At 66.7% G+C, this 25,610-nt stretch carries 25 protein-coding genes; 15 read left to right on the forward strand and 10 right to left on the reverse strand.

The genetic code is table 11. The features are described from left to right. Positions 1 to 564: 564 nt before the first annotated feature. Positions 565 to 1,995 carry a DUF349 domain-containing protein gene (locus ACQP1T_RS13665; protein WP_433760442.1) on the reverse strand — a complete coding sequence of 477 codons (1,431 nt, stop codon included), beginning with the start codon at positions 1,993 to 1,995 and terminating at the stop codon, positions 565 to 567. 264 nt (positions 1,996 to 2,259) lie between these two features. On the opposite strand from ACQP1T_RS13665, the gene ACQP1T_RS13670 reads away from it, so the two are divergent. The 8 genes from ACQP1T_RS13670 (at position 2,260) to ACQP1T_RS13705 (ending at position 10,938) form a co-directional block, all read left to right on the forward strand. Beyond that, positions 2,260 to 3,045 carry a hypothetical protein gene (locus tag ACQP1T_RS13670; protein ID WP_433760443.1) on the forward strand — a complete coding sequence of 262 codons (786 nt, stop codon included), beginning with the start codon at positions 2,260 to 2,262 and terminating at the stop codon, positions 3,043 to 3,045. Then, on the forward strand, positions 3,039 to 3,956 hold the full coding sequence (miaA, locus tag ACQP1T_RS13675) for a tRNA (adenosine(37)-N6)-dimethylallyltransferase MiaA (RefSeq protein ID WP_433760444.1): 918 nt from the start codon (positions 3,039 to 3,041) through the stop codon (positions 3,954 to 3,956). The genes ACQP1T_RS13670 and miaA overlap by 7 nt, the downstream gene beginning before the upstream one ends. Further along, positions 3,953 to 4,798 (forward strand): TrmH family RNA methyltransferase, encoded by an 846-nt coding sequence (locus tag ACQP1T_RS13680; RefSeq protein ID WP_433760445.1) that lies wholly within the window; start codon positions 3,953 to 3,955, stop codon positions 4,796 to 4,798. The genes miaA and ACQP1T_RS13680 overlap by 4 nt, the downstream gene beginning before the upstream one ends. A 27-nt stretch (positions 4,799 to 4,825) precedes the next feature. Further along, entirely contained in the window at positions 4,826 to 5,713 is an 888-nt protein-coding gene (dapF, locus tag ACQP1T_RS13685; RefSeq protein WP_433762193.1) for a diaminopimelate epimerase, read from the forward strand. 222 nt (positions 5,714 to 5,935) lie between these two features. Continuing rightward, on the forward strand, positions 5,936 to 7,399 hold the full coding sequence (gene hflX / locus ACQP1T_RS13690; RefSeq protein ID WP_433762194.1) for a GTPase HflX: 1,464 nt from the start codon (positions 5,936 to 5,938) through the stop codon (positions 7,397 to 7,399). A gap of 110 nt (positions 7,400 to 7,509) precedes the next feature. After that, complete coding sequence (locus tag ACQP1T_RS13695; protein WP_433760447.1) at positions 7,510 to 8,409, forward strand: lysophospholipid acyltransferase family protein; 900 nt, start codon at positions 7,510 to 7,512, stop codon at positions 8,407 to 8,409. 376 nt (positions 8,410 to 8,785) lie between these two features. Further along, positions 8,786 to 9,931, forward strand: a complete 1,146-nt coding sequence (locus tag ACQP1T_RS13700; protein WP_433760449.1) for an acyl-CoA dehydrogenase family protein — start codon at positions 8,786 to 8,788, stop codon at positions 9,929 to 9,931. 140 nt (positions 9,932 to 10,071) lie between these two features. Beyond that, positions 10,072 to 10,938, forward strand: a complete 867-nt coding sequence (locus tag ACQP1T_RS13705) for an alpha/beta fold hydrolase (protein ID WP_433760450.1) — start codon at positions 10,072 to 10,074, stop codon at positions 10,936 to 10,938. Between the two features lie 196 nt (positions 10,939 to 11,134). Here the strand turns inward: ACQP1T_RS13705 and ACQP1T_RS13710 are convergent, their stop codons facing one another. Beyond that, on the reverse strand, positions 11,135 to 11,938 hold the full coding sequence (locus ACQP1T_RS13710; protein ID WP_433760452.1) for a response regulator: 804 nt from the start codon (positions 11,936 to 11,938) through the stop codon (positions 11,135 to 11,137). A gap of 3 nt (positions 11,939 to 11,941) precedes the next feature. On the opposite strand from ACQP1T_RS13710, the gene ACQP1T_RS13715 reads away from it, so the two are divergent. Then, on the forward strand, positions 11,942 to 12,148 hold the full coding sequence (locus tag ACQP1T_RS13715) for a hypothetical protein (protein ID WP_433760454.1): 207 nt from the start codon (positions 11,942 to 11,944) through the stop codon (positions 12,146 to 12,148). Between the two features lie 8 nt (positions 12,149 to 12,156). Here ACQP1T_RS13715 and ACQP1T_RS13720 read toward each other — a convergent pair whose 3' ends face one another. Further along, positions 12,157 to 12,780 carry a histone deacetylase gene (locus ACQP1T_RS13720; RefSeq protein WP_433760455.1) on the reverse strand — a complete coding sequence of 208 codons (624 nt, stop codon included), beginning with the start codon at positions 12,778 to 12,780 and terminating at the stop codon, positions 12,157 to 12,159. A 470-nt stretch (positions 12,781 to 13,250) separates the two neighbouring features. Between ACQP1T_RS13720 and ACQP1T_RS13725 the strand changes: the two genes are divergently transcribed. The 4 genes from ACQP1T_RS13725 (at position 13,251) to ACQP1T_RS13740 (ending at position 15,914) form a co-directional block, all read left to right on the forward strand. After that, the gene (locus ACQP1T_RS13725; protein WP_433760457.1) at positions 13,251 to 13,856 is read left to right on the forward strand and encodes a TetR/AcrR family transcriptional regulator; all 606 of its coding nucleotides are present in this window, start codon (positions 13,251 to 13,253) and stop codon (positions 13,854 to 13,856) included. Between the two features lie 2 nt (positions 13,857 to 13,858). Next, positions 13,859 to 14,527, forward strand: coding sequence for a TetR/AcrR family transcriptional regulator (locus ACQP1T_RS13730; RefSeq protein ID WP_433760459.1), 669 nt, complete (start codon positions 13,859 to 13,861; stop codon positions 14,525 to 14,527). Positions 14,528 to 14,613: 86 nt separating this feature from the next. After that, the gene (locus ACQP1T_RS13735; protein WP_433760461.1) at positions 14,614 to 15,114 is read left to right on the forward strand and encodes a VOC family protein; all 501 of its coding nucleotides are present in this window, start codon (positions 14,614 to 14,616) and stop codon (positions 15,112 to 15,114) included. Positions 15,115 to 15,137: 23 nt separating this feature from the next. After that, positions 15,138 to 15,914: a MerR family transcriptional regulator gene (locus ACQP1T_RS13740; RefSeq protein WP_433760463.1), complete on the forward strand. Its 777-nt coding sequence runs from the start codon at positions 15,138 to 15,140 to the stop codon at positions 15,912 to 15,914. A gap of 48 nt (positions 15,915 to 15,962) precedes the next feature. Here ACQP1T_RS13740 and ACQP1T_RS13745 read toward each other — a convergent pair whose 3' ends face one another. Further along, positions 15,963 to 16,991 carry an AraC family transcriptional regulator gene (locus ACQP1T_RS13745; protein WP_433760465.1) on the reverse strand — a complete coding sequence of 343 codons (1,029 nt, stop codon included), beginning with the start codon at positions 16,989 to 16,991 and terminating at the stop codon, positions 15,963 to 15,965. 143 nt (positions 16,992 to 17,134) lie between these two features. On the opposite strand from ACQP1T_RS13745, the gene ACQP1T_RS13750 reads away from it, so the two are divergent. After that, positions 17,135 to 18,679, forward strand: coding sequence for an aldehyde dehydrogenase family protein (locus ACQP1T_RS13750; RefSeq protein WP_433760466.1), 1,545 nt, complete (start codon positions 17,135 to 17,137; stop codon positions 18,677 to 18,679). Here ACQP1T_RS13750 and ACQP1T_RS13755 read toward each other — a convergent pair. After that, on the reverse strand, positions 18,659 to 19,330 hold the full coding sequence (locus ACQP1T_RS13755) for a formylglycine-generating enzyme family protein (RefSeq protein ID WP_433762196.1): 672 nt from the start codon (positions 19,328 to 19,330) through the stop codon (positions 18,659 to 18,661). The genes ACQP1T_RS13750 and ACQP1T_RS13755 overlap by 21 nt on opposite strands. A 247-nt stretch (positions 19,331 to 19,577) precedes the next feature. Between ACQP1T_RS13755 and ACQP1T_RS13760 the strand changes: the two genes are divergently transcribed. Continuing rightward, on the forward strand, positions 19,578 to 20,243 hold the full coding sequence (locus tag ACQP1T_RS13760) for a class I SAM-dependent methyltransferase (RefSeq protein WP_433760468.1): 666 nt from the start codon (positions 19,578 to 19,580) through the stop codon (positions 20,241 to 20,243). Here ACQP1T_RS13760 and ACQP1T_RS13765 read toward each other — a convergent pair. Genes ACQP1T_RS13765 through ACQP1T_RS13785 form a run of 5 tightly spaced genes read right to left on the reverse strand, consistent with a single transcriptional unit; the run spans position 20,240 to position 25,517 of the window. Beyond that, on the reverse strand, positions 20,240 to 20,869 hold the full coding sequence (locus tag ACQP1T_RS13765) for a TetR/AcrR family transcriptional regulator (RefSeq protein WP_433760469.1): 630 nt from the start codon (positions 20,867 to 20,869) through the stop codon (positions 20,240 to 20,242). The two genes, ACQP1T_RS13760 and ACQP1T_RS13765, sit on opposite strands and share 4 nt — an antisense overlap. A 35-nt stretch (positions 20,870 to 20,904) precedes the next feature. After that, positions 20,905 to 22,440 carry a flavin-containing monooxygenase gene (locus ACQP1T_RS13770; RefSeq protein ID WP_433760471.1) on the reverse strand — a complete coding sequence of 512 codons (1,536 nt, stop codon included), beginning with the start codon at positions 22,438 to 22,440 and terminating at the stop codon, positions 20,905 to 20,907. Further along, positions 22,437 to 23,294, reverse strand: a complete 858-nt coding sequence (locus ACQP1T_RS13775) for an SDR family NAD(P)-dependent oxidoreductase (RefSeq protein WP_433760472.1) — start codon at positions 23,292 to 23,294, stop codon at positions 22,437 to 22,439. The genes ACQP1T_RS13770 and ACQP1T_RS13775 overlap by 4 nt, the downstream gene beginning before the upstream one ends. Continuing rightward, positions 23,278 to 24,177, reverse strand: coding sequence for an alpha/beta fold hydrolase (locus ACQP1T_RS13780; RefSeq protein WP_433760474.1), 900 nt, complete (start codon positions 24,175 to 24,177; stop codon positions 23,278 to 23,280). The genes ACQP1T_RS13775 and ACQP1T_RS13780 overlap by 17 nt, the downstream gene beginning before the upstream one ends. Continuing rightward, on the reverse strand, positions 24,174 to 25,517 hold the full coding sequence (locus ACQP1T_RS13785) for a cytochrome P450 (protein WP_433760476.1): 1,344 nt from the start codon (positions 25,515 to 25,517) through the stop codon (positions 24,174 to 24,176). The genes ACQP1T_RS13780 and ACQP1T_RS13785 overlap by 4 nt, the downstream gene beginning before the upstream one ends. Between the last annotated feature and the right edge of the window lie 93 nt (positions 25,518 to 25,610).

Consider the following 25,610-nt stretch of genomic DNA (forward strand, 5'->3'; position numbering starts at 1 on the left):
TCCACCGTTGCGTGTCCGCGGCCGGACCGCGCCTCAGTGAGAATGCGGCTGTCCTGGCCCGCAGTTCGGCGCACGGTCCATAGCGCACCCATGTCGCGCACCAGATCCGTTGCGGCTGGGCGATTCGTGGTGATCGGCTCGAGCTCACGGTGTCTGTGCCTGCGGAGTTCGACTCCACGCGCCGCTACATCAGTGCTGCTGCGCTGCCAGCCAGCATGGCGGTTCCGACCACGCGGGTGGTGCGGCGGCATGATTCGGGCGCGACGGTGCTGAGCATCAGATCCGTTGGTCTACTGGGCGCTCAGCTTGATCGCCCCCGAGGCGCTTGCGGGTGCTCGATCCATGGTGCTGGCCTCTCGCGGGCCTTATGCACACTGTCTCGCCTCCACGAGGCGAGCCCTATCGACGGCCAGATGGTCGCATTTGAGTTCGCCAACGAGCTCTGTGACCCCTCGGGGCCTCCGCGAGGCGAGTCCTATGGACAGCCAGATGCTCGCATCCGAGTTCGTCAACGCGCTCTGCGACCAGTCGGTGCGCTGCCCACCTGCGCATGGCGCTACTGGGTCAGCGGTTGCTGACCGCACCCTCTGCGGCTTCGGCCCATTCGCGCCACTGCTTGGCCTGCTCCAACGCCTTCTCCGCATCGCGCTTTTTGCCTGCGGCGGTTGCTTTGGCGGCTTGCTCTTCGAATTGGGCGACGCGCTCGCGGAATTGGGCGGCACGGGCCATGGCCTCGGGATCGGTGCGGCGCCATTGCGCGTCGACCGCGTCACGGACGCGCTTTTCGATGGTGCGGAGTTTGCCTTCGAGTTCCTGGATGCGTTCGCGCGGGACCTTGCCGATCGCGTCCCATTTGTCCTGGAGTTCGCGCAGGGCGGCGCGGGCGGCGTCCAGACCGGCGGCCGGATCGATGTGTTCGTAGGCGCGCAGCAGTTCTTCCTTGGCGGCGGCGTTCTGCTCGAATTCGGCGTCGCGCTCGGAGACGGCGGCATTGCGTGCGGCGAAGAAGACGTCCTGTGCGCTCTTGAAACGCCGCCACAGGGCCTCGTCGGCCTCGCGCGGCGCCCGGCCAGCGGCCTTCCATTCGGCGAGCAGATCGCGGAACACACCGGCCGTGCCGACCCAGTCGGTGGAGCCGGACAGTTCCTCGGCGCGCACGCAGAGTTCTTCCTTGCGTGACTTCGCCGCGGCGCGCTCGCGATCGAGTTCGGCGAAGTGAGCGCCACGGCGGCGGTTGAACGCCTCACGCGCCTTGGAGTAGCGCTTCCACAGCGCGTCGTCGACCTTGCGGTCCACGCCGCGGATGGACTTCCATTCGTCCAGGATTTCGCGCAGCCGATCGCCCGCGGCCTTCCACTGGGTGGATTCGGTGGCGATCTTCTCGGCCTCGGCGCACAGCGCTTCCTTACGCTCGGTGTGCTCGTGCCTGGCCTTTTCCTTCTCCTCCTTGGCGTGCGCCGCCGCTTCTTCGGAGTGTTCGGCAATGGCCTGCAGTCGCCGGGCCAGCCCCTCGACATCGCCGATGACCGCCGCGGTTGGCAGCGATTCGGCGATGGCGACCGCCGCCGCCTTGGTCTTGCGGGCATCCGCCCCGGCCGCCAGCCGCGCCTCGAGCAGCGCCACCTCGGTGGCCAGATCGTCGAACCGTCGGCCGAAATGCGCCAGTCCCTCGGCGGCGTCACCGGCCTGCCAGGATCCGACGACGCGCTCGCCCTCGGCGGTCTTGACCCACGCGGTGCCGTCGTCATCGACGCGACCCCAGACGCTCGGATCGCTGACGGTCGGGACGACGACGGGATGCGGATGCTGCTGCGCGGCGGGTCCGGGGGCCGGTTTGACCGCATGTGGCTTGGGATGGGCCGCCGACCCGCCCGGTTTGGGGGCCGCGGTTGGTTTCGGGGCGGCGGAAGGTTTAGGCACGGCGGCCTTCGGGGAATCCGAGGGGCGCGGCGTGCTGCCGGGGGTCGCTTTCGCCGTTCCGTTGCTCTCGCTCATAGCTCCTCGTCCCTGCCGCGCGTCACGGCTGCCTGGTTACGCCCTAGCTCACTCCATTGAACCCGGTCCGAGCCCTGTAAACCATCGATCAATGCCCTCCGACTGATGATTCCCAGGGAAATCAACCCGTGATGACCTGGGTTGTAGCACCTCGAACACTATCAATCTCGGCCGAGTTTGCGGCACAGACACTCGAACCCCGAGGTTGCGGACGCCGCGACGGTGCCGTGGATCGCGCATTCGGCGAACGACTACGGTTACGGCGTGTTCTCCATTGCGGCTCTGGTCCCGTCGCCGCCGATCCTGGTGCCCGAGCTCTGCGGCGCTGTCGCGAACGCGGCCGGGTCGGATTCCGATGACGCGACCGCCGTGTTGCGGGCGGCCGCACTCACCGCGGTCGGCGCGTTGGCCGCGACGACTCGGCACTGGACCGTCGTCGGTGTAGGCGCGGCCGCGCAGGTCCTCGGACCGGATGCCGTCGGCACCTTCCGCGGTTTCGGTGCGGACGTGCGGGTCGGGCTTTCGGCGGACGCATTGTCGCGATCCCGACACACCCCCGGCGCAGCGGATCCGCAGCAGCCGCTGCCCGCTCTGATCGCCGGGTGGTTGCGCGGCCGGGTCGCACCGGAGGCAGTGGCCGCGACGACCATCGTCGCCGCGGAAACCCCCGCTGACGAGTGCGCTCGAATCGGCGCGCGGTTGCGCATCGCCCTGGACGATGTGCCCGAGCAGGCGGGCGTTCTCGTCGTCGCGGACGGCGCGGCGACCCTGACCCGCAAGGCGCCGGGATACCTCGACGAGCGCGCCCCCGATGTGCAGCGTGAACTGGATCGCGCACTGGCCCAAGGCGATACCGCCGGGCTGCTCGCTCTGGATCCCGACTTGTGTGCCGAACTCGTGCTGTCCGGCCGGGCGGCCTATCAGGTGCTCGCCGGACTTTTCGCCGCCGATCCGGTCGCCCCATCCGTCGAAACCCTGTACAGCGACGCCCCATTCGGCGTCGGGTATCAGGTGAGCGTCTGGCGCGCATCGGGAGGTGATCGGTGCTGAAGCCGATCGCCGTCGTCGGTCCCACCGCCACCGGCAAATCCGATCTCGGCCTCGATCTCGCCGAACGACTCGGCGGCGAGATCGTGAATATCGATGCGATGCAGCTCTATCGCGGCATGGACGTCGGCACCGCGAAACTCCTGCCCGCCGAACGCCGAGACATCCCGCATCACCAGCTCGATGTACTCGAGGTGACCGAAACCGCCACCGTCGCCGCCTATCAGGCCGCGGCCAGCGTGGACGTGCGCGAGATCATGGCGCGTGGCCGCACACCGATCATCGTCGGCGGCTCGATGATGTATGTCCAAGCGCTGCTCGATGATTGGGAATTTCCGGCCACCGATCCGACCGTCCGCGCACGCTGGGAGACGCTGCTCGCCGAGCGCGGCGTCGGTGCCGTGCACGAGGCATTGAAAGCGGCCGACCCGGCTGCCGCGGCGACCATCCTGCCCACCGATGGCCGCCGCATGGTGCGTGCGCTCGAGGTCGTGGAGCTCACCGGCCGGCCGTTCGCGGCCTCGGCTCCGGTCATCGGAAAACCGCGCTGGGACACCGTGATCATCGGCGTGGACCGCGAGACCGCCGAACTCGACGCGCGCATCGAACGGCGCACCGCGCTGATGTTCGGGGCCGGTCTGGTCGACGAGGTGCGCGGACTGATCGATAAGGGTCTGCGCGACGGTGTCACGGCGCGCCGGGCGATCGGCTACGCACAAGTCCTGTCGTATCTGGACAACGAATACGACCTGAACCACGCGCAGGAACGCACCCTGATCGGCACCCGGCGCTATGTCCGGCGGCAGCGCTCGTGGTTCCGCCGCGATCCCAGGGTGCGGTGGGTGGACGGCGCCGATCCCGATCTGGTCGCGACCGCGTTGTCCCTGCTCGAGAAGGAACGGATCCCGCAGTGACACGTCGTGTGAGCACCCGCAACGCCTCGGTCCAGGTGTGGCAGGCGTATCTGAACAACCGGACCAAGCGCCACCGCGACGGCCGCTTCCTGGTGCAGGGCGTGCGCCCGATCACCCAGGCGATCGGCAACGACTGGCCGCTGGAGACGATGCTCTACCGTCTCGGCGCGCCGGAACTGTCGAGTTGGGCGCGCGAACTACTGGAGGCCAGCGGCGTGCCGCAGGTCGGCCTGGTGCCGGAACTGATGGCCGAACTCGGCGAAAAGTCCAGCGGCATACCCGAATTGGTGGCGGTCGCGATATCAAGGCAAGCCGAGCTCGACACCTTCGAACCCGGTGAACCCGGTGCTGCCGCGCCACCGGTTGTGGTGGTTTTCGACCGACCCAACTCGCCGGGCAATCTCGGCACGCTCATCCGCTCCGCCGACGCGTTCGGCGCCAGCGGAATCATCGTGACCGGTCACGGGGCCGACCAATACGATCCGCAGGCAGTCCGCGCCTCAACGGGTTCCCTGTTCGCCATGCCGATCTTCCGCGCCGCCGGGCCCGCGCAGGTGCTCGAATTCCGTGACCGGCAGATCCAGCGCGGCATTCCGACCCGCATTGTCGGCACCGATGAGAACGGCACGGACGCGGTCTTCGACTACGACTTCGCCGAAGCCACCATTCTGGTGGTCGGCAATGAGACCAGCGGTATGAGCGCGGCGTGGCAGCAGGCCTGTGACGATATGGTCTATATCCCGATGGGCGGCACCGCCAGCTCGCTCGGTGCGCCCTCGGCCGCCGCGGTCGCGCTGTACGAAATTTCGCGGCAGCGCCGTACGTTGGTTCGAGGACGATAAGGCGGGAGAATGCGCGACGTGTCGGATATCGAGTTCACCAAGGGCCACGGCACCGAGAACGATTTCGTGGTGCTGCCCGATCCGGAGGTCCGGCTGGACCTGACGCCGGAGCGGATCGCCGCGCTGTGCGATCGTCGCCGCGGACTCGGCGCAGACGGTGTGCTGCGGGTGGCGCGCGCGGGTGCGCTGCGGGAGGCGGGTGTGCTCGCCGAGATTCCCGAAGGCATCGCCGATACCGACTGGTTCATGGACTACCGCAATGCCGACGGCTCGATCGCCGAGATGTGTGGCAACGGGGTGCGGGTTTTCGCGCACTACCTGGCGGCTGAGGGGCTGGAATCGCGTACGGAGTACGTCGTCGGCAGTCGGGCGGGGGCACGGCCGGTCACGGTGCATTCCGGTGGTCCGGCCAATGGCGAGGTTACCGTCGGGATGGGCATCGTTCGCGAACTCGGTTCCTCGACCGCGACCATCGGTGGCTGGGCGCTGCCCGGCATCGGCATCGATGTCGGGAATCCGCACCTGGCCTGCGTCGATGCGAGCATGTCGGCGGACGCGCTCGCCAAGCTCGATCTCAACGTCGCTCCCGGCTTCGACCCGGACCTGTTCCCGCAGGGTGTGAATGTCGAGATCCTGACCGGACTGGCGGACGGCGCGGTCGACATGCGCGTCTACGAGCGCGGTGTCGGCGAAACTCGTTCCTGCGGAACCGGAACCGTCGCCGCCGCGGCGGCCGCCTTGGCCGCCGACGGTTTCCACATCGCCAGCGATACCGGCGAGGTGCGCGTGCGAGTGCTCGGCGGCGAGGTCACCGTCCGCCTCGCCGCGGGCGCGGCTTGGTTGCGCGGACCGTCGGTGCTGGTCGCGACGGGGCGGATTGCCGAGAACTGGTGGTCGTCGCATTCGCCGAGCTGAGTGCTGATACCTCTCGTCTGTGCAAGCCATGATGACCGGGTGTGGGCGGTGTCCAGGGATAACCGAATGCGCATCGGTGAGCAGTCGTGGCAGCATGGAGGATGTATGACGAAATCGAAGACTTTTGAATTCACTCCGGCCGCCGATGACAACGACCACGTCGAGGCCGTCGAGGACACGACGGAAGACACCGGCGATGTAGTCGCCGAGCACGCCGCGCGGATGCGGCGGTCCGGGTGGACCGCCGACCCCACGGTCGGCGAGATGCAGCTCGACGAACGCTCCTCGCTGCGGCGGGTCGCTGGTCTGTCGACCGAGCTCACCGATATCACCGAGGTCGAGTACCGGCAGCTGCGACTGGAGCGGGTGGTGCTGGTCGGGGTCTGGACCACCGGCACCGCGACGCAGGCCGAGGCGAGCATGGCCGAACTGGCCGCGCTCGCCGAGACCGCGGGCTCGGAGGTGCTCGAAGGACTGATCCAGCGTCGCGACAAGCCGGATCCGGCCACTTATATCGGTTCCGGCAAGGCCGACGAACTGCGCGCGGTGGTACTCGAATCCGGTGCCGATACCGTGATCTGCGACGGTGAACTGACCCCGGCGCAGCTGACCGCGCTGGAGAAGGTCGTCAAGGTCAAGGTGATCGACCGGACCGCCCTGATCCTGGATATCTTCGCCCAGCACGCCACCTCCAGCGAGGGCAAGGCGCAGGTATCGCTGGCCCAGATGGAATACATGCTGCCGCGGCTGCGCGGTTGGGGTGAGTCCATGTCCCGGCAGGCCGGTGGTCGCGCGGGCGGCAACGGCGGCGGTGTGGGTCTGCGTGGTCCCGGTGAGACCAAGATCGAAACCGATCGCCGCCGCATTCGCGAGCGAATGGCCAAGTTGCGCCGTGAGATTCGGGAAATGAAGACCGCGCGCGATACCAAGCGGGCCCGCCGCACCTCCAGCGGCATCCCGTCGGTCGCCATCGTCGGCTACACCAATGCGGGCAAATCCAGCCTGATGAACGCACTGACCGGTGCGGGCCTGCTGGTCCAGGACGCACTGTTCGCGACCCTGGATCCGACCACCCGCCGCGCCGAACTGGACGACGGACGCGAGGTCGTCTTCACCGATACCGTCGGATTCGTGCGGCATCTGCCGACTCAGTTGGTCGAGGCCTTCCGGTCCACCTTGGAGGAGGTCACGGGCGCGGATCTGCTGCTGCACGTCGTGGACGGTTCCGACGCGCTGCCCGCCGAACAGATCAAGGCGGTCCGTGAGGTGATCACCGATGTGATCAAGCAATCGGGGTCACCGGCGCCGCCGGAGCTGTTGGTGGTCAACAAGATCGATGCGGTCGACCCGGTCGAGCTCACGCGGCTGCGCGCGATGCTGCCCGACGCCTCCTATGTCTCCGCGCACAAGGGGACCGGCATCACCGAACTGCGTGAGCGCCTCGCCGAGGTGCTCGGCGGCCTCGACGTCGAGATCAGCGTGCTGCTGCCTTACACCCGTGGCGATCTGCTCGCCCGCATCCATGCGGACGGTCGCATCACCTCCTCCGAGCACGAGGAGGGCGGCACCAGGGTGCACGCCCGCGTCCCGCACGCGCTGGCGGCGGCGCTGTCACAGTATGCGCATGCCGGTGGTTCGTCCGAGACGAACGGCACGGGTTCGCCCGAAGCCAATGGTTTCGCCTGACTCCGATGCCTTCACGAACCGGCCGGTCGGTCGCGCATGCCTCGCACATCCGGTGCGACATAGGCGAATTCGTTGCGCTATCGTCATCGAATCGACATCAGGAGGGTTAAATGTCGCATGACCACTCCGGTTCGGCCGATTCGGGTGATCGGCGCTCCGGTGATTCGTCGGTCGCCGCCCCGGCGCTGAGTGACGGTGCGCCACTGTCGGTTTCGCTCACCGACACCGATATTCGGGTGCTCGACACCCTGCTCGCGCCGCTGCGCGCGTGGACGAGTCCGCGGTTCTACGGCTTGGAGAACATTCCGGCGCAGGGGCCGGTGCTGCTGGTCGGCAATCACAATCTGATGGGCGGTATCGACGCCCCGCTGTTGCTGCCCGAGGTGCTGCGCAGGCGCGGTCGACTGATCCGCGGGCTGGCCGAGAATGTGCTCATCAATGTGCCCGGTATCCGTCAGCTGCTGCACCACTTCGGCACGGTGCGCGGCAACCGGCGCAACTGTCTGGCGCTGTTGGCCCGCGGCGAGGCCGTCATCGTATTCCCAGGCGGCGGTCGAGAAGCGGTGCGCCGCAAGAACGAGAAGTACATCCTCAAATGGGAGGGACGCTCCGGGTTCGCGCATATGGCGATCGAGGCGGGCGCGCCGATCGTGCCGGTGGCGATGATCGGCGTCGACGACGCCTACGACATCGTTTTCGACGGCGACCATCCGGTCATGCGACCGCTGCGCTGGGCCGTCGAGGCGCTGGGCTTGAACCGGGACCTGACCCCGCCGCTGATCCGCGGCGTCGGCCCGACCGGGATCCCGCGTCCCGAGCGCTTCTATTTTTCCGCCGGTGCGCCCATCGATCCGACGCCGTGGCGCGATGCGCCCGATAAGCACGCTGCCGCAGTGGAATTGCGCGACGTGGTGCGCAAGGAGCTGGAGGAGGAACTGAAGTTCCTGTTCAGCGAGCGTGACCGTGATCCGGGTCGCACCCTGTTCGGTCGCCTGCGCAGTCTGTTCTGAGTCTGCTCTCAGCTATTTTCCGATCGCTCTCCCCGCCTTGGCCGAATGGCTGGAACGAGAGTGCGAATGGCCGCTGTAGCGGCAGTTCGGGTGGGATTTCCAGTCGCATCAGGTGGCTTACTCGCGTCTGCGGCCACGTCGCCGATCCGGTCATCGAGTCCGGCTGACTGCTCACCTCGCAATGGCACCGATGATCACCACGTAATGGTGCGGGCAAACGTCGAGAGCGAACCTCCATGAGCGCATTCTCGCCGCTGCGCGCGTCCTGGGTGGTGCGGTTTTGGGGTGTGAAGTGAACGGGGGTTCTTGTTGCGGGTAACGTAGGGAGGAACGACGGGTCGGTGTGGACCGGCCGTGGGGTTATTAGGAGGTTGGCGTGGAGCGCACACTGTTCGAGCCCGAACACGAGCTGTTCCGGGAGTCGTTCCGCAAGTTTCTCGATCAGCACGTCGCGCCGAATCATGCGAAGTGGGAAGAGCAGGGCATTGTCGACCGCGAGGTCTGGCTCGAGGCCGGTAAACAGGGATTCCTCGGCATGGCCATGCCAGAGGAGTACGGCGGCGGCGGGGTCGAGGACTTCCGCTACAACGCGATCGTCGCCGAGGAGTCGGTGCGCGGTCAGTACTCCGGTCTCGGCTTCGCCCTGCACAACGATGTGATCGCCCCTTATCTGCTCGAACTCGCCAACGATGAGCAGAAGCAGCGCTGGCTGCCCGGATTCTGTTCCGGCGAGATCATCACCGCGATCGCGATGACCGAACCGGGCACCGGCTCCGACCTCCAGGGCATCAAGACCCGCGCGGTCCGCGACGGCGACGACTGGATCCTCAACGGCGCCAAGACCTTTATCACCAACGGCATCAATTCCGATATCGTCATCGTGGTCGCCCAGACCGATCCGGACAAGGGCGCGATGGGCTTCAGCCTGCTCGTCGTGGAGCGCGGTATGCCCGGCTTCGAGCGTGGCCGCAACCTCGACAAGCTCGGCCTCAAGGCCCAGGACACCGCCGAGCTGAGCTTCACCGATGTCCGCGTCCCGGGAAAGAACCTGCTCGGCACCGAGGGCATGGGCTTCATCCACCTGATGAACAATCTGCCGCAGGAGCGCATGTCCATTGCCGTCATGGCGGCCGCGGCCATGGAAGCCTGCCTGGAGATGACCATCCAGTACGTGCGCGACCGCAAGGCCTTCGGCAAGCCGATCGGCGCCCTGCAGAACACTCGCTTCGTGCTGGCCGAACTGGCCACCAAGACCACCGCCGTCCGCGTCCTGGTAGACCGCTTCATCGATGACCTCAACGCGGGCAAGCTGTCCGTCGAGGACGCGGCCATGGCCAAGTGGTGGAGCACCGAGGAACAGCTCTACCTCATCGACCGCTGCCTGCAGCTGCATGGCGGCTACGGCTACATGAAGGAATACCCGATCGCCAAGGCCTACATGGACGCCCGCGTGCAGACCATCTACGGCGGCACCACCGAAATCATGAAGGAAATCATCGGTCGTTCGCTGAAACTGAGCTGATACCAACCGGTTTCGCGGCCCCGCCGCGGGCTCCGGTCTGCGGCGGGGAAATCGAGGCTGTTGCGCCACCGGCCGAAGTTGTCTAGTCCTGTTATCGGGCCACCGTGGCTCGCAGGGCTAGAAAAGGTTGGTTGGGCACAGTGACGGAGCAGGCCCTCGGGCAGGAGCACACCTTCGGTACGAGCGCATTCGCGACCACCTCCGATGGCCGTCGACTGCACTACATGGTGCGCGGAACCGGTGGGCCGACCGTCGTTTTCGAATCGGGTATGGGTTTCTCCCGGTCGATCTGGGGCCTGGTGCAGCCGGTTGTGGCCGAGCGCGTACGCGCCGTTGTCTACGACCGCGCCGGAACCGGCCGCAGCGATGACGATCCGAACCCACGCACCCTCGCCCGGATGGCCGACGACCTCGCCGCGGTCTTGGCGGAGTTGGGGGAGGGGCCCGTCATTCTCGTCGGCCACAGTTGGGGTGGCCCGATCGTCCGCGTCGCCGCGACCGCGAATCCGACCCGCATCCGGGGAATCGTGCTGGTCGATCAGAGCGACGAGAACTGCGAAATGTATTTCCTGCCTTCGGCGCAGAAGCGGTACGCGATGACCCGCGTCCTGTTGCCCAAGCTGGCCCGCTCCGGCCTCTACCGTCTGCTCGGCAGCCGGATCGGCGGCAAGCAGCCCGCCGATGTCGCCGCCGACCACCGTGCCGAGGATTTCACCCCGCGTGCCGCGCGCACCATGATCGCCGAACAGGACCAGTTCAGCGCGGGTCTGCGAAATCTCCGCGACCAGCCGCACGAACTCGACGGCGTGGATGTCAGCGTCATCACCGGCACGAAACTCCCGCGTCTCGACAAGACCACCCGAACCGCGCTGACCGCCGCCCACCGCCGCACCGCCGCCGCCTTACCCAGGGGCCGACTGGTCGAGGCCGAGCGCTCGGGTCACCTCATCATGTTCACCGAACCCGACCTGATCGTCGACGAAATCCTGCGCATCGCGGACAACTAGGACCGGGGTCCCAAGGGCGGCAACGGAATACACCGATATCCAGATCTTCGACGCGCAGATCTACGTGAATGTGCTTGGGAGTGGGCCCATTCGGCCACGTCGGTGGGGAGTAGCCAGGTACCGCGGCGACCATGGCGGGTGCCGTCGGCGCACTCGCCGCGCGTTTGGTCGCATGCGGTGGTGACCTGCCCGGGCGCTATCGGGTAGCCCTCGACGAACTGATGCTCGATGGGTCAGCCGTGAGTACGTCGTCGTGACCGTTGCGGCGGCACCAACTGAGCAGGTAATGCGCGTGCACGCCACACCACCGATAGATCGCATTGGCGGTCAGCGGCAATTCGGGATCGTGCTCGCCGCGTTCGAGCACGATCGGCCCGATATAGACGCTGGCCACCTTATTGGCGGTATTGAGACCGACCCGAGCGGCCCTGGCGAGGGTGACGGCGTCGGTGGCGCGGCCCGCGGCAATGGCTCCGGCCAGCCGCGCGGCGGTCGCACCGCGCTGTCCCTGGAACAGCCGATACAGCGGGGGCGGCGTTGCCGGTGGCGGCTCGAGACGCGGCCGTCGTCCGGTCGCCGCCGCGGCGATCGCCTCCAACAATGCCGGTACGCCAGAGGATTTCGAGTAGAAACCGGCCAATTCCGAAGACCTGAGCAATGCTTCGTCCCGATGGTCGCGCTCCGTGCTGTGCCCCTGCGCCGCCATCAGCACCGCGGCCCGGCGATGCGCCGAACCCAGCATATCCAGCACATCCAGGCCGTCGAAGCCGTACTCCAGCGCCGGATCGTTCCAGATCAGGTCGGTGATCACCACATCGAAGCGGACCTGGTGCACGACCTCGCGACGCACGGCCTGTCGGTCCAGGGCGACCGCGATGGTCGAACCGGCGAACGCTTGTTTCAGTGCCGGCTCGATGACCCGCCCCAGCGGCGAGGCCACCAGTATTCGTAGGTGCCCCACATCCCCTTCGAGCAACATATTGCCCGCACCCAGGCTCATCGGGTGATTCTTACACCCGCCGTGGTGGTGTGCAGGCGAATTGCGGTACAGCACTGGTCTATGGCGCTGGACATCACCAAGGCGCGCAATGACGATGCGCCGATCCCCGAAATCATCGGCTGGGACAGTGAATTGGCGCGGTCGGAATTCCTGCGGTCGTCCGCGAGCGCCACCGTGCTATTCGTCGAGTCCACGTACTCGATCTGCTGAGCGTCCATTCACGTGTCCCGACCCAGCAGGCTGGCGATGGTCGCGGCGGTCCAGCCGAGGTCCGCGCCGGGGCGGGTGGCGATGTAGGTGGCGATCTCTTCGACTGTCCAGGCGTGGGATTCGGTCAGGCCTGCGGCGAGGTGGCGTATATAAGCGGCCGAAGGTGGGTTGCCCGGGAGGTCGGTATAGCGCCAAGGGGCGGTAATGGTGAGGACCGGACGTCCTTCGAAAGTGTCGGTGCAGACCAGGGTTTCGTAGCGACCGGGACCGAGCCTCAGACGGCCGTGGGTGATCGCCTCGCGCAGGTCCAGGTCGGTGCCGGGGGTCCGGTACATCTCCTGGGCGGCGATATCGCAGAACTGTTCGATAGTGACCAGGTGGGCGCGGGCGGCGGTTTCACCGGCGGCGTCGGGATCGTAGAAGGCGCGCCCGCCGGTCCAGGTCAGCGATTCGGTGGCGAAATATTGCAGGCCGGGGAGCGTGAGCGGTACCGAGCGCAGCGGTTCGGCCCCGTGGCGGCAGCCGGGGAGCGTGATCGCGCCGCCGTCGGGTGTGCCGCCGGCGAGGTAGCAGCGCAGGCGGCTCAGATGCATATTCGAGCCGTACGACGCGTACCACACGGTCTCGGTCATGGCACTGGTCCGGGCATCGCACCCGCCTTCCGGTCGGAAATCGCCTATAAGACGAGCATGCCACGGGTGGCGGCATCAGCGCCTTGTGACCGTGAGCAGCAGTGGTGATGCACCGGCCGCTGTCCGACGAGGCGAATCCGGCCCACCTCGACCGCGACCGCGCCTGCTTCGACATCCCCACCGCGCATGGCAGGATGCGCAGCCGTGGGGCACCGATCCGTTCGATGCGCGTACCGGCGAAGGTGGCATCGCAGACATTGCCGCCCCGTCTCGGATCCAACCCCTGACGACCACTCCGAACGGCACCGGCATCGAATACGACGGAATCAAATTCAACGCACCCCTTGCGGCGGTACGAGATTCGCGTGAGCTGGGAAGTCGAATCGGCAGCGCACGCGAGCGAAATGCGTACACTGACCCGCCGGAAGCAAATCTGAAACAGGTGTCCGTCAGCCGACGTTGGAGGGTAATTGTCAACACGACGCGACGACATTCTCGACGCGGCACGGGATCTGATCGTGCGCGAGGGCTACGCGGGCGCCAGTATGCATGCGATCGCGCGAGCGGCGGGCATCACCCGACCCGGCTTGTACGCCGAATTCGGTGATCGGGACGAGCTATTCGAGGCACTGCTCGATCGCGAGGAAGAACGGGTACTGGCCATGGCGTCCGCGGCGACTCCGGTCTTCGAGGACGGCGCGGACCTGGCCGCGATCGCCGCGGACGTCTCCGCCGATGCCGTCGATATCTTTCTCGACCTCGTCTCGGCCGCACCGCAGAGCTGGCGTTTCGTGCTCATGCCCGGCGACGGGTTGCCCGACACCGCGCACGAACGAGTCGACCGCGCCCGCGAGGCCTTGCGGGCGCGCAGTCGAGCGGTGCTCGCGCTGATGGCCGCGCTCACCGAGCGAGAGATGGACGAGGAGTTGTTGAGCCACGCGGTGATCAGTGCGAGCGAGACCAGTGCCCGACTTGTGCTCGCCGCAGACGGCGCGCAACGGCGCGAGGCGGTATCCAAGACATTGCGCTGGTTGGCACGTCGGACGGTCGTCGCCGCCGGAGTCGGGGAGAACTAGCCATGGTTGACGCGAAACAAGCAGCGCCCCATAGGCAACCGGCACCTGGACCGGCTAAACGCAAGTACGCCAAGCGGCTTCAGCCTGCCGACCGACGTGAACAACTACTCGACGCGGCATTGCGTCTTGTGTCGCAAGAAGGGTTCACCAGTGTCAGCATCGCCGCCGTCGCCGAGCGCGGCGGGGTGACCAGGCCGGTCGTCTACGACTCATTCGGCAGCCGCGACGAACTGCTCGAGGCGCTCATCGAACGCGAGACCGCCCGGATGGCGGCGGCGGTGGCCCGCTCGGTCGCCGATACCGCCACGACACCCGACTTCGGTTCCGCCGCACCGGAACAGCTGCCCGCGATGCTCGGGCACTTCCTCACCGAAGTCTGCTCGATGCCCGACACCTGGCGGCTGGTGTATTTCCCGATCGATGGTGTACCGCCGGTCCTGCGGAAAAGGGTTGCCGCGGCTCGCGACGAATTGCGCGCGCCGCTGCGACAGGCACTCGGGCGGTGGCTGGCGCGGCAGCCCGATGCCGATGGCGTGGATCCGGATGTGTTGGCCCAGCTCGTACAGGGCACCATCCAAACAGCGGCGCGCCTGGTGCTCGACCAACCCGATGAATTCGGCATCGACCGGATTCTGGCGCTGTTCGACTACCTGTTCTTCCGTGCGGCCTAGCGACTTTCGTCGATCGGTTCTCGCCCATCTCGGTCCGGCGAGCCGTGATTTGACCCTGACGTTACGTCAGGCTCGACGATGTGCCGGTGAGCGAAAACTACCCAGCATTCGATATCAGTCCGGTTCCCGTACCAGCCTTCGACGCTGTGCCGCCGGAACTTTTCCGCGGCATCTACGGGATGCCGATGTTCGTCACGGTGCCTACGGCCGATCTGGCCGCGTCGGTGGACTTCTGGACGCGCGGCCTCGGCTTCTTCGATCTGTTCTCTGTCCCCGGCCGACTCACCCACCTGCGGCGCTGGGCATTCCAGGACGTCCTGCTCGTATCCGCTGACCAGGCCGCGGCGGCAACCGAGCTGAGCGTGAGCTTCGCCTGCGTGCTGAGCCAGCTCGACGAGATCGCGGCCGCGTGTGAGCAGCTGCTGCCCGGTTGCACATCGGGGCCACGGCCGATGCCGTGGAATACGGTGGATCTGGAGGTCGGTACGCCGGACAACACGCGGGTGATCATGACCGCGGCGCGCCCGTACGATCCGAACAGTGCCGAGGCCGAGCAGTTGCGGTCCATCGGGATCGAGGGGCCGTGAGCGTGCCTGTCAAACTGGACGGTGTGACTGATCAGGCCGATGCCGGTCGCACCGTCGGTGCGACCGCCGCGCAAATGGGTGTCACGATCCGAACGCTCCATCACTGGGATGCGATCGGACTCGTGTGCCCGACCGAGCGCACCGACGCGGGGTACCGGCTCTATACGAGCGCGGACCTCGCCCGCATCCATCGGGTGCTCATCTACCGTGAGCTGGGCGTACCCCTCGATGAGATCAAGACGGTCCTGGACGCACCTGCCACCGATGCGACCTCGTCGCTGCGCCGCCAGCGCGACGAGCTCCGCGAGCGCGCCGCCCGCCTGCAACAGATGGCCGATGGCATGGACCGCATGATCGAAGCCAGGGCGTCCGGAATCCTGCTCTCCGCCGAGGAACAGATCGAGATCTTCGGCGAGCACTGGCAACCCAACTGGACCGCGGAGGCCCACGAGCGCTGGGGTGATACCGCCCAGTGGGCCCAGTACGCCGAACGCGCCGCGCAAAGAACCGCCGAGGACTGGCAACAGATCGCCGCCACCGTCGACGCACTCAACACCGACCTGGCCGCCGCCTACCGCGCCGGAGTACTCCCCGGCAGCGCCGAAGCCAACACCCTCGCCGAACGCCACCGAGCCTCCATCGACACCTATTTCGACTGCCCTCCTGCCATGCACCTCTGCATAGCCCGCACCTACCTCACCACCCCCGACCACACCACCTTCTACAACACCCTCGCCCCCGGCCTGACCCCCTGGCTTTCCGCCATCATCCACGCCAACGCCGAGGCGACAATGCACTGAGGTAAGTCCGCTCTCGACGTTTGTCGCCACCAGCGCATGGTCGAGGGTTCACCTGGTTCCCACGAGGGGGGTGCGGGCTCGGAATTCCTGGGGCGGGCAGCCTTGCCAGCGGCGGAAGGCGCGGATGAAGGACGCGGCCTCGGCGTAGCCGAGGCGGGCGGCGACCTGTTCGGTGGTCATATCGGTATGGCTGAGCAGTTCCTCCGACATCATCTGGCGGACTTCGTCGAGCAGGTTGCGGAAGGAGGTGCCCTCTTCGCGCAGCCGGCGAGACAGCGTGCGCGGGCTCATGAAAAGTGCTGCGGCGACGGCGATTTGGTCCGGAATCTGCCCCGGATTGCGGACCAGCAGGTCACGCACCGCGGCGGCGACACCGGTGCGGGCGCGGCGCGCGGTGAGCAGATCGCGGCACAGTTGTTCGCATGTCCCGCGCGCCCATTCGTTGGCCTGCGGCAGCGCGATATCGAGATAGGCACTGTCGAAGGCCAATTCGTTGACCGCCGCGTCGAATTCCGGCTCGACACCGAAGACGTTGCGGTAGCGCGTCGTATCCGTCGGAGCCCGATGGCGGAAGCTGAGCCGGGTGGCGGGCACACCGGCGGCGAACCGCTCCCGGCCGATGGATTGGATACCGGTGATGACGCGCTCGGTCAGGAAGGCGCGCACATCCTCCGGTATCTCCGAATCGTCGAAGACGAGCCGCGACTCGGCCGGTCCCTCCTCGAAGGTCAACCGGCCGAATACGAAGGCCAGATCGACATAGCGCAGTGAAACCTCGATCACCTCGCGCACGGTACGACTGCTCAGCAGCGCCAGCCCCCACGGCCCGTACAGCGATAAGTGATAGCGGTTCCCGGCCTCGACACCCAATCCGGGTTCAGCGCCGAATCGCGCGAGCAGATTCCGCACGATGCGTACCTCTTGACGTGCCGTCACCTCGGCATCGGAATCGCGCACCGCATCGGGCACTAGTCTCGTGCCCTCGAGACAGGCTTCCGGCGACATGCCGCGTTCCTGCGCCAATTGCATCAACACATGCACGCTGGAGGTTGTACGCAGTAGATCCCAATCGAACACTGAACTGCATCCTCGTCGAAGCCGGTCCGGTCTCGCTATTGGCGGAACGTATCAATCATTTCTTCTTCATCGCAGGAAAATCGGAACACCCGGTGCCACGGCGGCGGAAATGCCACGCTGGAGGGCGAGGTACTGCACAGGAGGTGAGCCGGGTGAGTACGGCGCAACAGCGGGTCGAGATCGAGGTACACAATCCGGCCGACGGCAGCGTGACCGGCCGGGTGCCCGACGAATCGAGTGCGGCGGTGGCCGCGACGGTGCGCGAATTGCGCCTGTTCCAGCCGGAATGGGAGGCGATCGGTCCGGATAAGCGGGCCGAATGGCTGTTTCGGCTGCAGGATTGGCTGATCGATAATTCCGACGAGCTCACCGATGTGGTCCAATCCGAAACCGGCAAGACCCGCTACGACGCGGAGATCGAGGTGCCCGCCGCCGTCGATCTGATCAAATACTGGGCGCGCAATGCGGCGAAATTCCTGCTCGACGAGCACCCGGCGCCACATAATCCGCTCGGCCGGACCAAGCGACTGATCAAGACCTATCGGCCGCATCCGGTGGTCGGGGTCATTACGCCGTGGAACTTTCCGCTGCTGAATGTGTGCTTCGACGCGCTGCCCGCGCTGATGGCCGGTGCCGCGGTGCTGGTCAAGCCGTCGGAGGTCACGCCGTTGAGTGCGGTCGCGCTGGCGCGGGGGTGGGCCGAGATCGGTGCGCCACCGATCTTCGCGGTCGCGACCGGGCGCGGGGATACCGGACGTGCGGTCGTCGAGGCGGTCGATTATGTGCAGTTCACCGGGTCGACCAAGACCGGTAAGGCGATCGCCGCCGCCTGCGGCGCGACCCTGACCCCGTACAGTCTGGAACTCGGCGGCAAGGATCCGGCGATCGTGCTCGCGGACGCCGATATCGAGCGGGCAGCTGCGGGCATCGCCTATGGCGGTCTGTTCAATTCCGGGCAGGTCTGTGTGTCGATCGAGCGGGTGTATGTCGAGGCCCCGGTCTACGACGAGTTCGTGACCAGCCTGACCGAACAGGTGCGCAAGTTGCGACAGGGCCACGACGGGCGCGGATTCGGCTTCGATATCGGCGCGATGGCGACCGAGGCCCAACGCGATATCGTGGCACGTCACGTCGAACAGGCCGTGGCCGCGGGCGCGCGGATCACCACCGGCGGGAAGGCGACCGGGGTCGGCACCTTCTTCGAACCGACCGTGCTGGTGGATGTGGACCATTCGATGGCGTGCATCACCGAGGAGACATTCGGTCCGACCATTCCGGTGCTGAAGGTCGCCGACGAGGACGAGGCGGTGCGCCTGGCCAATGATTCGGTCTACGGGCTCTCGGCCACCGTGTGGACCGCGGACCGCAAGCGCGGCGAGCGAGTGGCACGGCGGCTGGAAGCGGGTGCGGTCAATATCAACGACGCCTTCGCGAATCTGTTCAGCTTCGCACTGCCGATGGGCGGGTGGAAGGATTCCGGGGTCGGTGCGCGGTGGGGCGGTGCCGCCGGAATCCGGAAATACTGTCGCCAGCAAGCGATTACGGTGCCGCGGGGACCGGCGACGAGGCGCGAGTTGATCTGGTATCCGGCCTCGCGTGCGCGCGTGCGGGTGATCTCCGGATTGATGCGCGCGCTCGACGCGCGCGGCAGGCGCAAGTTGCCGAAGTTACTGGGCCGCAGGCGATAAGGCGTCTGACCCGGATATCGAACGCGCGACACGGAATCCGACATCGTCGATCCGGTAGGTCGGATGGCTGCGCCGTCGCACCGAGGCCCGGCAGCTCCACTTCTCATCGGACCAGCCGCCGCCCCGCAGCACCCGATACGAGTCGTACACCTCGGCGTCGTAAATGTCCCAGCACCAATCCCATACATTGCCGAGCATGTCGTACAGGCCCCATGCGTTGGGCAGCTTGCCGCCGACCTCGTGCACATGCTCCGCGGAATTCCCGCGATACCAGGCGACTTCGTCGAGCGCGCCATATCGCGGTCCCGAAGTGCCCGCCCGGCACGCGTACTCCCACTCGGCCTCGGTCGGCAGCCGGTACCCGTCGCTGTCGGCATCCCACTCGACCTCGTCGTCGTGCACGCGATACGCGGGCGGCAAACCCGCATCCAGTGACAAGCCATTGCAGAATCGGATCGCATCGAACCACGAGACACCCTCGACCGGCAGCCGATCACCCCGAGCCGCACTCGGCACCGCACCGGTGACCTGCTCATACTGCGCTCGAGTTATCGAAAACGCACCCAACCGAAACCCCGCCACCTCGACTGCCCAACTGCGCTGGGTCCGCCGATCCGACAGCGTCACCCGCCCCTCGGGCAGCGCGACCATCTCGATTTCCGCACGCACAGCTAGCCGATGGTAATGCATGCGTATTGCGGTGCGTGATCGACCGCCGTCGCGGAGTGCCGGAGTTGGCCGTCGTCGTGGGAAGCGGTGTCGTCCAAAACCGTTGATGTGCCGCAATCGCATCCACCACGCGGTCGCACTGACAAGACAGAGCGGGTCGGCGAAAGTCTTGGCGCGCCGATGACCTCCGGCCTAGCCTGGACTCCCACCGCGCGAAGAGGAGACGACCGTGCCCGACGTCCGTGAAGTGTGGCAGAGCCGAGTCTGGGGGAATCTCGGGGCTCCGGTCTACGACTTCGTGCTCGACCATCCGCGGCTCGCCCGGCCCGCCGGAAAGTTGATGTGGGGCTGCGATACCCGCCGGATGTATGCGGCGATGGATGTGGTCAACCAGCTGCCGGAGGGTTCCGCACTGCTCGATCTGCCGGTCGGCGGCGGCGTGACCCTGCGTCGACTCGAATCCGGTCGCAAGCTCCGCTATGTGGCGGCGGATATTTCCGACGACCAGTTGGCGGCGGCGCGTCGCGCGGCCGAGCGCGCCGGTCTGTCCGATATCGACTATGTGCGCGCGGATGTCGTCGATCTGCCGTTCATAACCGGCGAATTCGATCTCGTGGTGAGTTTCGCTGGCCTGCACTGTATGCCGGATCCGGCCGCCGCGGTCGCCTCGCTCGCCCGCGTGCTCGCGCCGGGTGGACGGCTGGTCGGCAGTTGTGTGGTGCGCGGGGTCCGGCCGCGCTTCGACTTACACATGCGGGTGATGCGGACGATGGGCGTATTCGGTCCGTCCGGTACCGCGGCCGAGCTGTCGGGCTGGATCGCCGCGGCGGGACTGCGCGAGGTCGAGCTGGTGTGCAATGGCGCGCTGGCGCAGTTCACGGCCGTGAAGGACTAGCGTCCCTGCTCGTAGCGCGGGCCGACCAGGGCGATGGCGGTATCGACCGCGACGTCGATGATGTCGCGGATATCCTTGCCCTCTTCGACCGTGGAGGCGATCAGCTCGCGGAACCCGCCGTAGAGGATGGTCGCCATCTGACGAGTCGGCGGATGCAGCCCGGGCGCTTCGAACTCCGGTGTGGCGGTGAGGCTTTGGATCAGATTGACGAAGGCCTCGGCCGCGTCGTGGTAGACCTGGCGAGCGGCCTCACCGAGCGCGGGGGTGTCCCGAATCCAGGCCAGGGTGATCGTCGTGTCCTGATCGGATGCGTGAATCCAGGCTTCGATGGCCTGCCGGACCTGGGTGCGCCATGGCGCGGCCGGATCGACGGCATCGTAGATTTGCTGGATCGTCTCACTGTTCCGCTCGGCGAGCAGCGCGATGAAGCAGTCCTGTTTGCTGTCGAAATGTTCGTAGAACGTGCGGCGAGAGGTACGCGCGTTGCGCACCACATCGGCCACGGTTGTTTCGCGATAGCCGCGATCGCGCACGGCATCGGCCATCGCATCGAGGAGCCGACGCCGGAATGCGGATTCCGGCGGGCCCTCGGTGGCGATACTGGCGGCGGGCTCGGCACGGGTCACGAGAATCAGGTTAGTTCGCCCCGCCGCCACCGCGATCATGACCTCACACGCACCGGAACATGGTCGGGCGCGGCGGCCCGGCTCGCGAACCGGATGGTGCCGTCCTCGAGCCGCCCGTGCCGCAGTGCGAGCACATCGTGGGCATAGTTCATACCCAATCGCCAGGGTCGTCGCGACCCGGCCCTGGGAAAGTGGTCGATGGAACGCTGGACGTAGCCGGATTGGAAATTCAGCAGTGGTTCCGTGGCGATGCTCGGATCCGGCCACGGCGTGCACTGGTCGTAGCCGTTGTCGTCCATATGCCGCAGCAATCGGCACACGAATTCGCCCACCAGATCGGCCTTCAATGTCCAGGACGCATTGGTGTAGCCGATGGTGAAGGCGAAGTTGGGTACGCCGCTCAGCATCATCCCCTTATAGGCCATGGTGTCGGGTAGTGGGACAGCTCGGCCGTCGACACTGAACTCGATTCCGCCGAAGGCGAGCAATTGCAGACCGGTGGCCGTGACAACGATATCGGCGGGGAGGTCGGCACCCGAGGCCAGACGCAGGCCGTCGGCGGTGAACTTCTCGATCCGATCGGTCACCACGGTGGCGCGCCCGCCCCGGATCGCCCGGAACAGATCCCCGTCCGGTACCAGACAGAGCCGTTGGTCCCACGGGTTGTAGGTCGGCTTGAAGTGGACGTCCACCTCGTATCCGGTCGGCAGTTGCGCGGCCGTCTGCTTGCGGATGAAGTCGCGCATCATGCGGGGACGGCGCTGGCTGAGTTGGTAGATGAGCGTGCCGATCAGCACGTTCTTCCAGCGGGTGATCGTATAGGCCCGGCGGGGCCCGAGCCGTTCGCGCAGGCGGATCGCCACCGCGTCCTCGGTGGGTACGGACATGATGTAGGTGGGGGAGCGCTGCAGCATGGTCACCTGCGCAGCCGTCTCGGCCATGGCCGGAACCAGGGTCACCGCGGTGGCCCCGCTGCCGATCACCACGACTCGCTTACCCGCATAGTCCAGGTCGGCGGGCCACTGCTGCGGATGCACGAGTCGGCCACGGAAATCCTCGATTCCGGCGAATTCGGGGGTATAGCCGTGGTCGTAGCGGTAGTAGCCACTGCACACGTACAGGAAGCCGCAGGTGAACGTCGAGGTGGCGCCGTCGTGTTCGGCCGTCACCGTCCACTGCGCCGCTTCGGTCGACCAGGACGCCCCGATGACCTTGTGTCCGAATCGGATTCGACGATCGATACCAGCGTCCGCCGCCGTGTCACGGATGTAGTCCAGGATCGATGGCCCGTCGGCGATTGCCGCGGCCTGCGTCCACGGGCGGAAACGGTAACCGAGGGTGTGCATATCGGAATCCGAACGCACCCCCGGGTAGCGGAACAGATCCCAGGTGCCGCCGATCGCCGTGCGCGCCTCCAGAATTGCGAAGCTGCGCTTCGGGAAGGCCGTCTGCAGATGGTGGGCCGCGCCGATGCCGGACAGACCAGCGCCGACGATCAGCACATCGAAATGCTCGGGCCCACCTGGCTCTCGGTGATCACCCTGCATCGAATCGCCGCGCGATGCTCTCATGCTGTCACTCCCGCGTTCGCGCGGGCGCGCAGCCGTCGCTCCAGCACCGAGAATATGTCGTAGTAGTGCGTCGGCGCGACACGTGCGAGCGCATCGAAGACGTAGGCGTCCGGCCCGACCAGAATGCGGGACTTCCCGCGCTCGACTCCGCGACAGATGATTTCGGCCGCCTTGTCCGGTGAGGTCATCGTGATCGCCTCGAACTCCGCCGCCATCTGCTCGTGCGAGCGGCCGCGCCCCTCGGGATCCTTGCGCACCCGAGCATTGCGCGCGATGTTGGTGGTGATACCGCCCGGGTGCACATTGACCGCGGACACTCCCGTGCCCCGAAGTTCCTGGCGCAGTGCGTCGGTGAAGCCGCGCACCGCGAATTTCGCGGCACAGTAGGCACTTTGATTCGGCATGCCGAGCAGTCCGAATACGCTGGAGGTATTCACGATAGTGCCCTGGTTCTGTTCGACCAGGATGGGCAGAAACGCGCGGGTGCCGTTGACCACACCGTCGAAGTTGATCTGCCGCAACCATTCATCGTCTTCCGGAACCGCGTCGAGCACCGACGAGCTCACCGCCACACCGGCATTGTTGAATACCGCCGCCAGCGGCTCGGTCAGCCAGTCCTCGACCTCGGCGGCGAAGGCGATTTGGTCGGCGGCATCGCGCACATCGAGCACCCGGACGAGCACCGGACCGGTAAGTGTGGCGGCCGTCTGTTTCAAGCCGACCTCGTCGATATCGGCGATGGCCACGGGCGATCCACGGCGCGAAAGCAATTGGGCGAGACTGCGGCCGATGCCGGAGGCGGCGCCGGTGATCATGACGGGACGGCCGGACAGCGGCCTAGCGGTGCGGGGCATCGGTGCTCCTGGCGGTGCGGATATGGGTATCGATGAGGTCGGTGAGCGTCGGCCGGACGTCGACGGGCAGGTCATGGCCCATACCGGGCAGGGTGTGCAGGCGCGCACCCGTAATGGCGCTTGCCGTGACGGTGCCGCCGGTCGGATTCACCATCAGATCGCGGTCACCGTGCAGAATCAGGGTCGGTGCGATGACCGCGGCGAGTTCCGCTGTGCGGTCACCGGATTTGAGGATGCCCGCGAGCTGGCGGCCGATGCCCGGTGCCGGATGGGGATCGCGGTCCCAGGTCGCCGCGGCGGCGGCGCGCACCGCGGGCTCGTCGAACGGATAGCCGTGCGAGCAGATGTGTCGGTACATGCGCACTGAGCGTTCGATGTGTTCGGCGCGCGTGCGGGCCGGTCGGCCGAACATCAACCGCCACGTCGACAGGGCCGGACGCCCGACCCGTGCCGCACCCGTGGTCGACATGATCGAGGTCAGTGAGGCGACCCGGGCCGGGTAGCGGGCGGCCACGGTCTGCGCGATCATTCCGCCGAGCGACATCCCGACCAGATGCGCGGAGCTCAACTCCAGCGCATCGAGTAGCCCCACCGTGTCGGCGGCCATATCCGAGAGGTCGTATTGCGCTGTGTGCCAACGCTTTCGCAGGAAATCGAGCGGACCCGGCGGTGGAAAGCCGAAGTGCGTCGACTTGCCGACATCACGGTTGTCGAAGCGGATGACTTCGTAGCCGCGTGCGACGAGGAGTTCACAGAGACCGTCTGGCCAGTCGTGCAGTTGTTGCCCGAGTCCGGCGACGAGCAGCAGCGGAGTGCCGCCTTCACCTAGGCGCTCGTAGGCGAGTGTGACGCCGTGCCCGACATCGGCGAATTGCTCGCTCATGCCGTTACCTGTTCGGCTCTGGCCTCGGCCGCAACAGGCCGGGGCGCGCGGCGATAAACCACGGCGCGGCCCTTCTTCGCGGGCACCAGCGCGACACCGCGGAAGTGGGTGCGCTCATCCGCCGCGTCGGTCGGCTCGAGCGTGAAATCTCGCAGCAGCGTGCGCAATACGACATTCATCTCCATGGTGGCGAAGGCCGCACCGATGCAGCGCCGGGCACCGCCGCCGAATGGAATCCAGCTGAAGGTGCCGGGCCGGACCCCGACGAAACGATCCGGATCGAAGGCGCGGGCATTCGGGAACAGCTCCTCATTGTCGTGCATGAGCCGAATGCTGATCAGCACATTCTGTCCCTCGGGCAGTGTCCACCGACCCAGCTGCATCGACTCCGCGCGGATCTTGCGGATCGTCGAGTCGATGACCGGGCGCACCCGCTGCACCTCCAGCAGGGTGGCCTCGCGCAGTGCCGAGCCGCCTTCGTCGACCTCGGCGACCAAGCGCCGCAACACTTCCGGATGCCTGCGCAGACGCTCGATGGTCCACGACAGTGTGGTCGCTGTGGTCTCGTGGCCCGCGGTGAGCAGGGTGAGCAGTTCGTCGGCGATCTCGCCGCGGGTCATCGCGGTGCCGTCGTCGTAGCGGGCCTGCAGCATCATTGCCAGCACATCGTCGCGCTCGGCGAGGTGCTCGTCGGCGGCGGCACGGTCGATGAGCCTGCCGACGATTTCGTCGTAGTTGCGGCGGTGAGCGGCGAAGCGGGCCCAAGGACCATACTGTCCCAAGAACTTTCGCGGCACCGGCAGTGCCGCGAGTGCCGACCCGACCAGCACCAGCTTGGGCAGCAGCTCGCGCAGTTCGTCGAATTCCTTGCCCTCGGCGCCGAATACGGCGCGCAGGATCACATTCAGGGTGATCCGCATCATCGAATCCATCGTCGCGAACTCCCGGCCCTGCGGCCAGGTGGCCAGCTCGCGCACCGTCTCCTCCTCGATCAGCGTCTCGTACACCGCGAGGCGACGACCGTGGAACGGCGGAGTCAGCAATTTGCGCTGCTTGCGGTGTTCGGCACCGCGCAGCGAGAACAGTGAGCCGGGACCGAGGAACTGGCCGAGATTGACATCGACGTTATCGGCCACATCGGAGCTCGCGGTGAACAGCGCCTTCACCTCGGCCGGTTCGGATAGCACCACCATCCGCCCGAAGCGCGGTAGGTAGACCGTGAACGCCGAGCCGTAGCGCCGGTGCAATCTACGCCATGCGCGGGTGCGGCCCGCCAATACCTCGATGGCCTGTACGAAGGCCGGAGTTGTAGGCCCGTCGGGCAATTTCACCGTGGTCATGCGGCACCTCCCAGCGTGGTACATCTGTGTACCAACAGCACGGTACGCTCATGTACCGAGGTGTGGCAAGGGTCACTTTCGGAATTACCGCCC

The organism is Nocardia sp. CA-135398 (assembly GCF_050955845.1).
In the GTDB taxonomy this organism is placed as follows: Bacteria; Actinomycetota; Actinomycetes; order Mycobacteriales; family Mycobacteriaceae; genus Nocardia.